The organism is Streptomyces sp. PR69 (assembly GCF_026420845.1).
GTDB lineage: Bacteria > Actinomycetota > Actinomycetes > Streptomycetales > Streptomycetaceae > Streptomyces.
In genome coordinates this window covers 201,781-214,925 of sequence record NZ_JAOWCB010000001.1, presented here as the reverse complement: position 1 = coordinate 214,925, position 13,145 = coordinate 201,781, and the positions used below count along the sequence as shown (strand labels likewise).

Here is a 13,145-nt window from a genome sequence, read left to right as displayed (position 1 = left end):
CCATGGGCGAGCACACCACCGTGAAGTTCCCACAAGAGGTCATCGACGAGTACGCCGCGCTGGGCATCGACCTGCCCGCGCTGTTCTCCGCCGGGACGCTCGGTACGCGCATGGGCGTACAGGTTCTCGAGGCCTCGGCAGAGCGGGTCGTCGGCACCATGCCCGTCGAGGGCAACACCCAGCCGTACGGGCTGCTGCACGGCGGTGCGTCCGCCGTGCTCGCCGAGACGCTGGGATCCGTGGGCTCGATGCTGCACGGCGGCATCTCCAAGATCGCCGTGGGTGTCGACCTCAACTGCACGCATCACCGCGGGGTGCGCTCCGGCCAGGTCACCGGTGTGGCCACGCCGGTGCACCGGGGGCGCTCGACGGCCACGTACGAGATCGTCATCACCGACGACGAGGACAAGAGGGTCTGCACGGCGCGGCTGACGTGTCTGCTGCGGGATGCGCCGCGGGGGCCGGCGGCGGCCTGAGGTACGCGGGGGGGGCGTCGCCTGCGGGACCAGCACATCCAGCCTCGCCGGCGATTGAGGCGCGGGGGTCCGGGGGCGGAGCCCCCGCAAGACGGGGTCTGGGGCGGAGCCCCCGTTTCGGGAAGGGGCGGGACAGCGGGATTCCCAAGCGGGCTGCCGCACACGGACGCCCCCTCCGCACACACGCGGAGAGGGCGTCCGCCGTCAGACACCACGCGCGACGCGCGCGGCGGGTCAGCCCGCGCCCTCCCCGAGGTAGGCCGCACGGATGCGGCTGTCGGCGAGCAGCTCGCCTGCCTCGCCGGACATCGCCACCGAACCGGTCTCCAGCACATAGCCGCGGTCGGCGAGTGCAAGCGCCTGCGTAGCGTTCTGCTCCACCAGCAGCACCGTCGTGCCCTGCTCGTTGATCTCCTGGATGATCTCGAAGATCTGCTTCACGATCAGCGGGGCGAGGCCCATCGACGGCTCGTCGAGCAGCAGCAGTTCCGGCCTGCCCATCAGCGCCCGGCCGATGGCCAGCATCTGCTGCTCACCGCCCGAGAGCGTGCCCGCGAGCTGAGAGCGCCGCTCGGCCAGCCGGGGGAAGAGGGTGAACACCCGGTCGACGTCGGCGGAGTCCACCGACGAGAACTTGTACGCGCCCATCTCCAGGTTCTCGCGCACCGACATCGTCGCGAACACCCGTCGGCCTTCCGGCACATGGCCGATCCCGAAGCGCACCAGCTCATGCGACTTGATGCCGTCGATGCGCTCGCCGCGCAGCAGTACCTGACCGTGGCGCGGCTGCAGCATGCCGGAGACCGTGCGGAGCGTGGTGGTCTTGCCCGCGCCGTTGCCGCCGAGCAGTGCCACGATCTCACCCTTGGCGACGGTCAGATCGATGCCCTTCAGCGCCTCGATGGCGCCGTAGAACACCCGCATGCCCTTCAGTTCGAGCAGGGTCTCGCCCCGCTCCGGGGCTCCGGCCGCGTCGGAGTCCTTGCGCAGCTGTGTCGTCGCGCTCACTCGCCGCTCTCCTTGCTGTCGCGCACCGCGTCACGCGCTGCGTCGCCCTTCGCCCGGTCGCCTTCCCGGCCCTCACCGCCGGGTGCACCGGCCTCGCGGTCGCCGGACGCCTCGCCGCCGTCCGGCGCCACGCTGTCGTCCGGCCCTTCGGGGGCGGAGTCCTCTGCGTCGCCGGTCTCGGAATCGGTCGGCTCGACGGCGTCGGCCCCCGGGCGGTTCGGCCCGGAGCCGCCCGGGCCCACGGAGTCCGGCTCCGCGTCCCGCGTCGCATGGTCGTGTTCGGCGATCGCGCTGCGTACCGCCTCCGCGTCCTCCGCCGACGCCCCCAGATACGCCTCGATCACCGCGGGATGCTGCTGGACCTCGCTCGGCGTCCCCTCGGCGATCTTCTTGCCGAAGTTCAGCACCATCACCCGGTCCGCCACCGACATCACCAGCCGCATATCGTGCTCGATGAGCAGCACGCTCACGCCCAGCTCGTCGTTGATGCGGCGGATCAGCTGTTCCAGTTCCAGCTTCTCCGTCGGGTTCGTACCCGCGGCAGGCTCGTCGAGCAGCAGCACCTGAGGGTCGGTGGCCAGCGCCCGTGCGATCTCCAGACTGCGCTGGTCGCCGTAGCTGAGGCTGCCGGCGATCTCGTTGAGCTTGTCCTCCAGGCCGACGAATTTCAGCAGGCGGTGGGCCTGTTCGTCGCTCTCCCGCTCCGCCCGGCGTGCCTTCGGCAGCCCCAGCATGATCGAGACAGGGCCGGCCTTCTGCCGGGTCTCCGCCGCGATCTTGACATTCTCCAGCGCGGTCAGCGCGGAGAAGAGCCGGATGTTCTGGAATGTACGCGCCAGGCCGAGCCGGTTCACGATGTGCGGCTTGCTGCCCAGCAGGGACTTCTCCCCGCCGTCTCTGGGCAGGAAGACGATCCGGCCCTCCTGCGGGGTGTACGCGCCGGTGAGCGAGTTGAACAGCGATGTCTTGCCGGCGCCGTTGGGGCCGATCACCGCGAGGATCTCCCCACGGCGCATCGACAGGTTCACCGCGTCCAGACAGGTCAGGCCGCCGAACCTCAGCGTCACATCCGTGGCCCGCAGCACCAGGTCGGCGCCGTCCGCGGGTTCAGGAGCCGCCGCGGTCGCATCGGTCGTCACTTCGGCAGTCATCACGCCTTGCCTCCCGCCGGCTCGGATACGGAGTCTGCGCCGCCGGCGCCCTCCCCCGCCATCGCCAGCTCTCGCTGCCGGCGGCGGGAAGGCCAGATGCCCTGGGGCCGGTAAATCATCATGATCACAAGCAGCGCGCCCAGGTACATATACCGGTCGGCCGGGTCCACATAGTCCTTGAGCGCCTCCGGCAGCCATACCAGCAGGGCCGCGCCCATCAGCACGCCCGGGATCGAGCCCATCCCGCCGAAGATCACATACGCGAGGATCAGAATCGACTGGAGCAGCGGGAAGACCTCGGGGTTGATGTACCCGTACTTGCTGGTGAAGATCACGCCGGCGACACCGGAGGTGGAAGCGCCGATCGCAAAGGCCATCAGCTTGAACTTCACGGTGTCCACGCCGTTGGCGGCGGCGGCGATCTCGTCCTCCCGGATCGCGGTCCAGGCCCGTCCCACCCGTGAGTGCTCAAGGCGGGAGAACAGCACGATCACCAGGACGATGAAGAAGACCAGCAGATACCAGTACGGCAGCGGATCGATCGACCACTTGTACTCGACCCCGGCGAAGTTGAACGAGAAGTCCGGGATGAGCCGTGCGCCCTGGGGGCCGCCGGTCAGTCCGTCCGCGTTCTTGGCGACCAGATAGATGATCTCGTGGAAGCCGAGGGTGACGATCGCCAGATAGTCGCCGCGCAGCCGCAGCGTCGGCGCGCCCAGCAGCACTCCGGTGATCAGACAGGTCGCCACCGCGATCGGGATCACCCAGAAGTTGTTCAGCACGACCGGGGGTTCGACCGGCAGCCGGCCCGTCCAGTACGCCGTGGAGTATGCGCCGACGGCGAAGAAGGCGAAGAAGCCGAGGTCCAGCAGACCGGCCCAGCCGATCACCACATTGAGGCCGATGGCCAGCAGTGCGAAGATCGCGATCTGGTCCACCAGCACCGTCTGCCAGGTGCGGGCGAGGGTCGACGGAATCCACAGCGCCAGCACCAGACCGGCGACGATCAGGCCCCAGCGCAGCCGCGCATCGCCCCGCAGCCGGTCCTGCACCGCCCCCGCCGGGCCGCTCACACTCGTCTTCGCCGCCGCCACACCGCTCTTGATCGGCTCAGCCGCGAACTCCCGCAACGCCCAGATGCCGATGGTGACGGCGAGACAGATCCACAGGTTGAGGCCGGTGAGAGAGTGTTCGACCGAGAAGAAGATGTCCCGTGTCGTGCCCTGTTCCCCGGTCACCAGGGCGAGCAGCACGCCGAGCGCCACCATCGCCCACAGCCGGGTGAACCGCGGCTGCTGATACCAGGCCGTACGACGCAGTCTGCTCGCCGCGAAGGCGATGTCCTCGCCCATGTCCTTGCCCGTGTCCTTGCCTGTGTTCTTGGAGGACTCCACCACGCTCATGCCGCCCTCCCCACTCGCTCACCGAGGATGCCCATCGGACGGAACATCAGCACCAGAATCAGGACCACCATTGCGGAAACGCTTCGCCACTGGTCGCCGAGCAGCGGCACCGTCATCGTCTCGACGATGCCGATCAGAATGCCGCCGGCCATCGCACCGCGGATGTTGCCGATGCCGCCGACCACAGCCGCGGCGAAGGCGGTAATGCCGGGAATGAAGCCCATCGTGTACGACGCCTGGTTCAGATTGGCGAACAGGAAGCCCGCCACACCGCCCATGACGCCGCCGATGACGAACGTCCGGGAGATCACCCGGTCGATGTCCACGCCCATCAGGCTGGCCACTTCGGCGTCCTGGGCCACCGCGCGGATGCCCTTGCCGAGCTTCGTACGGTTCACCAGGAGGTCGAGGCAGATCATCATCACCACGGCCGTGGCGAACTGCAGCAGCTGAGTGGTGTTCACTCCAGCGCCGAAGATCGTGAACACATTGTGGTTGTCGTACATCGTGGGCAGCGTCATCGGGTCACGGCCGAAGAGCTTCCCCGCGAGGTTGTAGAGGAAGAACGAGGCGCCGATCGCGGTGATCAGGAAGATCAGCCGTGGCGCGCCGCGTCTGCGCAATGGCCGGTATGCGACCTTTTCCAGGCCGTAGGCCGTCACTCCGCCGAACAGCGCCGAGCCGGCCATCGCCAGTGCGACGTATCCGATCGACGCCAGAGCCGAGGGGTTGTCCGCCGGGCTGACGAGCTGGAGGACGATGAGACTGCCGTAGGCGCCCAGCATGAAGACCTCGCTGTGTGCGAAGTTGAGGAGCTGGAGAACGCCGTAGACAAGGGTGTAGCCGATGGCGATGACGGCGTACAGCGAGCCGAGCATCACCCCCAGGACGAGATAGTCCCAGAATTCCTGAAGGGACATGGAACAGACTTCCTTGTGGGAGCTGGGCGGGTCGCTGGTGCTCGTGGCGACGAGGGCGACCCGCGGCGGAACAAGCGGGACCGGGGGATCTGCGGAACCTGTGGAGCGTGTCGGCCCCATGGCCCTCATGGAACCCGCGGAACCTGCGGATCAGTAGCGGCTGACCGGCCATGGGCCGAAGACGGGGGCCGGGGGCACTGCTGCCTCCCGACCCCCGCTCGACGGCTGTCAGCCGCTGGCGCCTCTTCGGCCTCGGCCTTAGCCGACCAGCTGGTTGACGTTGCCCTGGTAGGCGATCTTGCCGCCCTTGACCTGGTACAGGTAGACGTCCGTGCCCTTGAACTCACCGTTCTCATCGAAGGAGAAGGTCTTCGTCAGGCCCTTGTACGAGGCCTTCGCCAGCGCGTCGCGCAGCGCCTCGCGCTCCACATCGCCCTTCATCGTCTTGATCTGCTCGATGATCATGTTGGTGATGTCATAGGCCTCGGCGGAGTATGTGCCGGGCGCCCGGTTGAACGCCTTCTGGTACTCGGCGGAGAACTCCTTGGTGCCTGCCTCGACGGTGGCGTCGGTGCACGGGCAGGTCAGAAGCCAGTTCTCGGAGGCGTCACCGGACAGCTCGATGAACTTCGCGTCGTTGACGCCGTCGCCGGAGATGGCCGCGCCCTTGTAGCCCGCTTCCTTGAGCTTCTTGGCGAGCGGCGCAGCGTCCTGGTAATAGCCGGCGTAGATCAGGGCATCGGCCTTGGAGTTGACGACGTCCTTGGCGGTCGCGCTGTAATCCGGAGTCTTCTGGGGTACGGACTTCTTGACGATCTCGATGCCGGCGGCCTTCAGGCCTTCCTCGGCGACACCGGCCAGGCCCGCGCCGTAGTCGGTCTTGTCGTCGAGCAGATAAACCTTCTTGGCGTTGAGCTTCTTGGCGAAGTACGTCGCCATGGCCGCGCCCTGCTGGTTGTCGTTGGGGACGCCGCGCAGCAGGCTGGTGAACTTGTTCTCGGGGTCGGTGAGCGTCGGGTTGGTGGCCGACGGGGAGACCGTGACCAGCCCGGACTCCGCGTACAGCGGGGACGCGGTATTGGTGGCGCCGGAGAAGGCGGGGCCGACGACGGCGACGATGCCCGGGTCGTCGATCAGCTTCTGGGCGGCGGCGGTCGCCTTGTCCGGCAGACCCTGGTCGTCGCCCGCGACGTACTCAAGCTTGACGTCCAGATCGCCCTTGGCGTTCGCCTGGTCGATGGCCAGTTTCACGCCGTTCTGCATGTTCTCGCCGAGGGCGACGTTGTCACCGGAAAGCGGGCCCTGGAAAGCGATCTTCAGCGTGTCGCCGTCACTGCCTGAGCCGCCACCGCATCCGGTCAGCGCCAGCGCGCCCATGGCCAGCGGAATTGCCAGCTTGACGATGGTTTTGTTCAGCACAACGCACTCCCTGGAGCCGCCCGAACGATCTTGTGTGTGTGGGAAGTTGGGAGACTTCCTCACAGGACACCGCTTGTCCGCGCGGTGTGCGGGGAATGTAATCGTCTGTTCGGCCGCTCGGATAGACAGCCGCCTGATGTGTGATCGCCCTGTGACCTGAGTCATGCGCCGGAAACAGAACACCCCTTACCGGCGAGCGGACAACCTGGCCCCGACCGACAAGATCCAGACAACTTGCGCGCGACCGTGGTCCGATGGGCGACGGCAGCCAAAGTGCCATGTCACAGGGTGTGCGCCGGCCATGGAAAAGCCCCCGGTCGGCGACCGGGGGCTCCTGGGTTGCACGGGGCCGGAGGCGAGTCCGGCAGTCGAGACGCGAAGGGCCGGAAGTGCCGAAGGGCACTGAGGGCTGAAGGGCTACGGAATCACTGTCCGTCGACCGTCTTCTTCTCCGCCGTCTTCTTCTCTGCCGCCTTCTTCTCCGCCGTCTTCTTCTCCTCGGCGTCCTCAATGACCGCCTCGGCGACCTGCTGCATCGACAGCCGGCGGTCCATCGACGTCTTCTGGATCCAGCGGAAGGCGGCCGGCTCCGTCAGCCCGTACTGCGTCTGCAGGATGCTCTTCGCCCGGTCCACCAGCTTGCGGGTCTCCAGCCGCTGGGAGAGGTCCGCGACCTCCTTCTCCAGAGCCTTCAGCTCGGCGAACCGGGACACCGCCATCTCGATCGCGGGCACGACGTCGCTCTTGCTGAACGGCTTGACGAGGTATGCCATCGCTCCGGCGTCCCGCGCCCGCTCCACCAGGTCGCGCTGCGAGAAGGCGGTCAGCATCAGCACCGGGGCGATCGCCTCCTCGGCGATCTTCTCCGCGGCCGAGATGCCGTCCAGCACGGGCATCTTCACATCGAGGATGACCAGGTCGGGGCGGTGCTCCCGGGCCAGCTCCACGGCCCGCTGCCCGTCGCCGGCCTCGCCGACGACCGCGTACCCCTCCTCCTGAAGCATCTCCTTCAGGTCGAGCCGGATGAGGGCCTCGTCCTCGGCGATCACGACGCGGGTCGTCAACGGCGGAATATGCGCCTTGTCGTCGTCGACGGGCTGGGGCGACTCGGGGGCGGTCACTCGGGGCTCCTCGGTGCGGGGCTGGTACTGCTGCCCATGAGCCTACCCAGCTCCTGTATGGTTAGGTCACGAAGGGTCACCGCCTCCCTTCGTTTCTAAGGGGCCCCGGTAGCCCAGCGGTAGAGGCAATGGTCTCAAACACCATCCAGCGTGGGTTCGAATCCCACCCGGGGTACGTTCTCTTTCTTTCCAAGGTCACGCTTTAGAGCGTGGCCTTCTGTGTGCACGGCCAGGCCCCGGGGGTGTGCGACCAGGCCCGGAGGGGGGCACACGGCCTTCATACGGCCTCGCCGATGCGGTGGACGCGGACCAGGTTGGTGGAGCCAGGAACGCCCGGCGGGGAGCCCGCGGTGATCACGACGATGTCACCTCGCTCACAGCGGCCGATCCTCAGCAGCTCCTCGTCCACCTGGGCCACCATCGCGTCCGTGGAGTCCACCCGCGGGCCGAGGAACGTCTCGACGCCCCAGGTGAGGCTCAGCTGGGCGCGGGTGGCCGCGTCCGGGGTGAAGGCGAGGAGAGGGATCGGCGAGCGATAGCGGGAGAGCCGCTTGACGGTGTCCCCGGACTGAGTGAAGGCCACCAGGTACTTCGCCCCCAGGAAGTCGCCCATCTCCGCCGCCGCCCGTGCGACCGCTCCCCCCTGGGTGCGAGGCTTGTTCCGTTCGGTCAGCGGCGGAAGCCCCTTGGCGAGGATGTCCTCCTCCGCGGCCGCGACGATACGGCTCATGGTGCGGACGGTTTCGACGGGGTACTTGCCGACGCTGGTCTCCCCGGAGAGCATCACGGCGTCGGTGCCGTCGATGACGGCGTTGGCGACGTCGGAGGCCTCGGCCCGGGTGGGCCGGGAGCTGTCGATCATCGAGTCCAGCATCTGCGTGGCGACGATGACCGGCTTGGCGTTGCGCCTGGCGAGTTTGACCGCGCGCTTCTGGACCATCGGAACCTGCTCAAGGGGCAGCTCCACCCCGAGGTCGCCGCGGGCGACCATGATCCCGTCGAAGGCGGCGACGATGTCGTCGATGCTCTCGACCGCCTGGGGCTTCTCGACCTTGGCGATCACGGGGAGCCTGCGGCCCTCCTCCGCCATGATCCGGTGGACGTCCTCCACATCACGGCCGGAGCGCACAAAGGAGAGCGCGATGACGTCCGCGCCTGTGCGCAGGGCCCAGCGGAGGTCCTCGATGTCCTTGTCGGACAGGGCGGGGACGGAGACGGCGACCCCGGGGAGATTGAGGCCCTTGTGGTCGGAGACCATGCCTCCTTCGATGACGACGGTGTGGATGCGGGGCCCGTCGACTTCGACCACATCGAGCGCGACCTTGCCGTCGTCTACGAGGATGCGCTCGCCGCGGGTGACGTCGGCGGCGAGCCCGGCGTAGGTGGTGCCGCAGCCGTGGCGGTCGCCTTCCGTCTCCTCGACGGTGATCGTGAATTCATCGCCGCGTTCAAGGAGTACGGGCCCTTCGCGGAATCGGCCCAGTCGGATCTTCGGGCCTTGAAGGTCTGCCAGGACCCCGACACTGCGGCCGACCTCTTCGGCCGCCTTCCGGACGTGCCGGTAGCGCTCCTCGTGGTCGGCGTAGACACCGTGGCTGAGGTTAAAGCGGGCGATATCCATTCCGGCTTCGACCAATGCCTTGATCTGGTCGTATGTGTCGGTGGCCGGTCCAAGGGTACAAACGATCTTTGCTCGGCGCATATCTCGAGCCTATGGCTTACCAACCGGTAGAGAATCGGCTGCGCATGACGACTCAACAACCTTTGCATGAAACGTTATTGACAAGTGTTGAATTGTGCATGGGGGTGCTCTGATGAGCGTGGAAAGCATCCCGTGCTGCTGTGCCGGGGGCTTGAGCTCACAACTGCGGCGGGGTCATGGTGAAGCGCGCATTGACCTGGGCGTAGACGGTCTGGCGCTGCGGTTCGAGATCGAGGGCGGGCGCCGTCTCCGCCGCCGCGGCTGCGGGTGCGGCCCGGAAGGCGCCGCCGAACCCGGGAGACTCTCCGTACGGTACGGCGCCCTCCGCGCCGAGATCGGCGAGCTCGACGAGCGCCGCAAGCCGGGCGCCGAGCGCGTCGGCGTACTCACGCGCGCGTTGCACGGCTTCTCGCACGGCCTGGCGGCGCGCTTCTCCATGGGCGGGCGAGTCGGGGCGCAGCGACCACCAGGGGCCGCCGACATGGGTGAGTTCGAGGTCGGCGAGCCGGGTGGCGAGCTCGCCGACGACGGTGAGGTCGCGGAGTTCGGCGGTGATGTGAACACGCCCATGGCAGGCGCGTACGCGGTCCTCACGGCCGTGCCGGGTGAGCTCGGGGGTGATGCAGAAGGCCCCGGTCTCCAGTTTCTCGACGGCCTCGCCATAGCTCTTGATCAGATCGAGAACGGCGGCATTGCGGCGGGTGAGGTCTTCCAGAGCGCCGCGGCGGTCCCTGCCGCGGGCCTTGACGGTGACGGAGAGCCTGGCGATCTCCGGATCGAACTCCAGACGGGCCTCGCCGCGTACGGAGACGCGGGGGGCTTCAGGCGTCCCGTACGGCGCGGGCGCGCTGCCGCCCGGCCGTACGGCGCCGGTTGCGGATTCGGATGACGATGCGTCGTAGCTGGTCATGGGCGGGCTCCCGGGGTCTGCGCTGGCCTGGTCCGTGCCGTGCGGCGACAGTTATCCACAAGCCTTTCGCAGCTCTTGCCGCCTGCGCCAGAATCTACGCGAGCCCGAGTTCTAGCACTGGTCCAGCGGGGTGAGCGGGGGCTTCTGAGCGGGGACGGTCGACGTCTGCTGCTGGTGAAGCCCGAAAGTGGTGAAGGCGGTGCGCCGGGGCAGCGGATAGGGCTCTTTGCCGGTGAGGGAGTTGAGGATGCTGGCGCTGCGCCAGGCGGCGAGACCGAGGTCAGGCGCGCCGACGCCATGGGTGTGGCGTTCGGCGTTCTGCACATAGATCGAGCCGCTGACGGACGGGTCGAGGACGAGGCGGTACCGGTCGTCGATGCGGGGGCGTCCGGAGGCGTCGCGGCGCATATAGGGGTCGATGCCGGCGAGCATGCGGTCGAGGGGCCGTTCGCGGTATCCGGTGGCGAGGACGACGGCGTCGGTGGTGAGCCGGGAGCGGGTCCCCTGCTGAAGGTGCTCAAGGTGCAGTTCGACCTTGGTGGTGGCGACACGGCCCGCGGTGCGGACGGTGACTCCGGGGGTGAGGACGGTGTCGGGCCAGCCCCCGTGCAGGGAGCGGCGGTAGAGCTCGTCGTGGATGGCGGCGATGGTGCCGGCGTCGATGCCCTTGTGGAGCTGCCACTGGCGGGGCGCCAGGTCGTCGCGGACCTGTTCGGGAAGGGCGTGGAAATAGCGGCTGTAGTCGGGGGTGAAGTGTTCCAGACCGAGCTTGGAGTACTCCATGGGGGCGAAGGCTTCGGTGCGGGCGAGCCAGTGGATCTGCTCCGCGCCGACGGGGCGGGAGCGGAGCAGATCGAGGAAGACCTCGGCCCCTGACTGCCCCGAGCCGATGACGGTGACATGTTCGGCGGAGAGGAGTTGTTCGCGGTGGTCGAGATAGTCGGCGGAGTGGAAGACGGGGACGGCGGGCGCCTCGGCGAGCAGCTTGAGGGGTTCGGGGACGAACGGCTCGGTGCCGACGCCGAGCACGATGTTGCGGGTGTAGGCGCGGCCGAGTGCCTCGGCTTCCCCATGGCCGTCGAGCTGGGTGTAGTCGACTTCGAAAAGGGCGCGTTCGGGGTTCCAGCGCACGGCGTCGATCTGGTGGCCGAAGTGGAGTCCGGGGAGGTTGTCGCTGACCCAGCGGCAGTACGCGTCGTACTCGGCGCGCTGCACATGGAAGCGCTCGGCGAAATAGAAGGGGAAGAGGCGGTCGAGAGAGCGGAGATAGTTCAGAAAGGTCCAGGGGCTCGTCGGATCGGCGAGGGTCACCAGGTCGGCGAGGAAGGGCACTTGGAGCGTGGTGCCGTCGATGAGAAGCCCGGGATGCCAGTGGAAGGAGGGCCGTTGTTCGTAGAAGGCGGTGGCGAGGCCGCCGGGGACGCCGTGGGCGAGGGCGGCCAGGGAGAGGTTGAAGGGGCCGATGCCGATGCCCACGAGATCGTGGGGCCGGGTGTCCGCGCCCGCCCCGGGGGCGCGGTGGGAGGGTTCGGTTGCTGGGGTGCCGGTCATCGGGGGGTGCTGCCTTCCACGAGTTCGATCAGGGTTTCCAGATCGCGGGCGGTGACATGGGGGTTCAGGAGGGTCGCCTTGAGCCAGAGGCGTCCTGACGCCCGGGCGCGTCCGAGGACGGCGCGGCCCTCGGTGAGGAGGGAGCGGCGGATGGCCGCGGTCTGACGGTCGTCGGCCGCGATGGGGCGGAAGAGCACGGTGGAGATGGCGGGCCGCTCGTACAGCTCCAGCAGCGTGCTCTTCTCGACGAGGTCGGCGAGGTGTATGGCCGCGGCGCAGGTGCGGTCGACGAGGTCGCCGAGGCCGGTGCGGCCGAGTGCCCGGAGGGTGACGGCGACTTTGAGGATGTCGGGCCGGCGGGTGGTGCGCAGCGAGCGGCCGAGGAGATCGGGGAGACCGGCTTCTGTGTCGTCCTCGGCGTTGAGGTATTCGGCGGTGTGGGCGAGGGGGGTGAGCTGTTCTGTGTCCGGTACGGCGAGCAGTCCGGCGGCGACCGGCTGCCAGCCGAGTTTGTGCAGGTCGAGGGCGACGGTGTGGGCTCGGTCGAGTCCATGGAGCTGGCTGCGGCGCTGTTTGCTGAAGAGCAGGGCGCCGCCGTAGGCGGCGTCGATGTGGAGCTGTGCGCCGTGTGCGGCGCAGATGTCGGCGATGTCGGAGAGGGGGTCGATGCGGCCGGTGTCCGTGGCGCCGGCGGTGGCTGTGACGAGATGAGGCCCGGGCAGCGAGGTCAGGACGGTGTCGAGGGCCGCCGGGTCGAGCAGGCCGGAGGGGGATGCGGGGACGGTGACGGGCCGGGGCAGGCCGAGGAGCCAGGTCGCGCGGTGGACGGAGTGGTGGGCGTCGGGGCCGCAGACGACGCGGACCGGGCCGTGGCGTTCTCGGGCAAGGAGCAGTGCCAGCTGGTTGGCCTCGGTGCTGCCGGTGGTGACGAGGGCATCGGGGCTCTGACCTGCGGGGTACACCTCGGCGGCGAGGGTGCGGGCGACGGCGGCCTCTAGTTCTGACGCGGCGGGCGCCTGGTCCCAGGAATCCAGGGAGGGGTTGAGCGCGGAGGCGGCGAGATCGGCGGCGGCGGCGAGGGCGAGCGGCGGGGTGTGCAGATGTGCCGCGCACAGCGGGTCGGCGGGGTCTGCGGCACCGTGGGCGACGGCCTGGACGAGGGTGTGCAGGGCTTCATGGGCTCCGACGCCGCTGTCGGGGAGGACAGGGTGTGCGGCCCGGCGGACACGGGCGGCGACGGCGTCGGGGCCGCCTGCCGGGAGGGGGCCGCCGCGGGCCATGGCGCCGTTGCGCAGCGCATCGAGCACGGTGGCGAGCAGCGGCCGCAGGGCGTCGGGGCCGTCGATGCCTCCGGCGAGGGGCGGCGTACTCATGTGGGATCCTCGGGTCCTTCTCGGAACATGGGTGTTCCACCAGGGTGGACGGCGGCTGGTGGAGGTGACCGGAGAGGAGGGGGATCTCAACCCGAAAGGGGTACTGCCGTG

11 protein-coding genes and 1 tRNA gene are annotated in these 13,145 nt (G+C 68.6%); 2 read left to right on the top strand and 10 right to left on the bottom strand.

The genetic code is table 11. The features are described from left to right. Positions 1-2: 2 nt before the first annotated feature. A complete protein-coding gene (locus tag OF819_RS00940; RefSeq protein ID WP_267241312.1) occupies positions 3-476 on the top strand; it encodes a PaaI family thioesterase in 474 nt (157 codons plus the stop codon). A gap of 234 nt (positions 477-710) precedes the next feature. Here the strand turns inward: OF819_RS00940 and OF819_RS00935 are convergent, their stop codons facing one another. The 6 genes from OF819_RS00935 to OF819_RS00910 all read right to left on the bottom strand — a co-directional run bounded on the left by OF819_RS00935 (position 711) and on the right by OF819_RS00910 (position 7,498). Then, positions 711-1,400 carry an ABC transporter ATP-binding protein gene (locus tag OF819_RS00935; RefSeq protein WP_267241474.1) on the bottom strand — a complete coding sequence of 230 codons (690 nt, stop codon included), beginning with the start codon at positions 1,398-1,400 and terminating at the stop codon, positions 711-713. 80 nt (positions 1,401-1,480) lie between these two features. Further along, positions 1,481-2,635, bottom strand: coding sequence for an ATP-binding cassette domain-containing protein (locus OF819_RS00930; RefSeq protein ID WP_267241311.1), 1,155 nt, complete (start codon positions 2,633-2,635; stop codon positions 1,481-1,483). Beyond that, entirely contained in the window at positions 2,635-4,038 is a 1,404-nt protein-coding gene (locus OF819_RS00925) for a branched-chain amino acid ABC transporter permease (RefSeq protein WP_416370441.1), read from the bottom strand. Before OF819_RS00925 ends, OF819_RS00930 begins: the two co-directional genes overlap by 1 nt. Next, positions 4,035-4,958 (bottom strand): branched-chain amino acid ABC transporter permease, encoded by a 924-nt coding sequence (locus OF819_RS00920; protein ID WP_267241310.1) that lies wholly within the window; start codon positions 4,956-4,958, stop codon positions 4,035-4,037. Before OF819_RS00920 ends, OF819_RS00925 begins: the two co-directional genes overlap by 4 nt. A gap of 258 nt (positions 4,959-5,216) precedes the next feature. Beyond that, positions 5,217-6,377 (bottom strand): branched-chain amino acid ABC transporter substrate-binding protein, encoded by a 1,161-nt coding sequence (locus OF819_RS00915; protein WP_267241309.1) that lies wholly within the window; start codon positions 6,375-6,377, stop codon positions 5,217-5,219. Positions 6,378-6,802: 425 nt separating this feature from the next. Continuing rightward, positions 6,803-7,498 (bottom strand): ANTAR domain-containing response regulator, encoded by a 696-nt coding sequence (locus tag OF819_RS00910; protein ID WP_267241308.1) that lies wholly within the window; start codon positions 7,496-7,498, stop codon positions 6,803-6,805. Between the two features lie 102 nt (positions 7,499-7,600). Here OF819_RS00910 and OF819_RS00905 point away from each other — a divergent pair. Continuing rightward, a tRNA-Leu gene (locus OF819_RS00905) sits at positions 7,601-7,673 on the top strand. Positions 7,674-7,775: 102 nt separating this feature from the next. On the opposite strand, the gene pyk is transcribed toward OF819_RS00905, so the two are convergent. The 4 genes from pyk to OF819_RS00885 form a co-directional block, all read right to left on the bottom strand. Beyond that, complete coding sequence (gene pyk / locus OF819_RS00900) at positions 7,776-9,200, bottom strand: pyruvate kinase (protein ID WP_267241307.1); 1,425 nt, start codon at positions 9,198-9,200, stop codon at positions 7,776-7,778. Positions 9,201-9,357: 157 nt separating this feature from the next. Then, a complete protein-coding gene (locus OF819_RS00895; protein WP_267241306.1) occupies positions 9,358-10,110 on the bottom strand; it encodes an SIMPL domain-containing protein in 753 nt (250 codons plus the stop codon). A gap of 111 nt (positions 10,111-10,221) precedes the next feature. Further along, positions 10,222-11,661, bottom strand: a complete 1,440-nt coding sequence (locus OF819_RS00890) for a lysine N(6)-hydroxylase/L-ornithine N(5)-oxygenase family protein (protein WP_267241305.1) — start codon at positions 11,659-11,661, stop codon at positions 10,222-10,224. Next, positions 11,658-13,034, bottom strand: coding sequence for a pyridoxal phosphate-dependent decarboxylase family protein (locus OF819_RS00885; protein ID WP_267241304.1), 1,377 nt, complete (start codon positions 13,032-13,034; stop codon positions 11,658-11,660). Before OF819_RS00885 ends, OF819_RS00890 begins: the two co-directional genes overlap by 4 nt. Positions 13,035-13,145 lie beyond the last annotated feature (111 nt).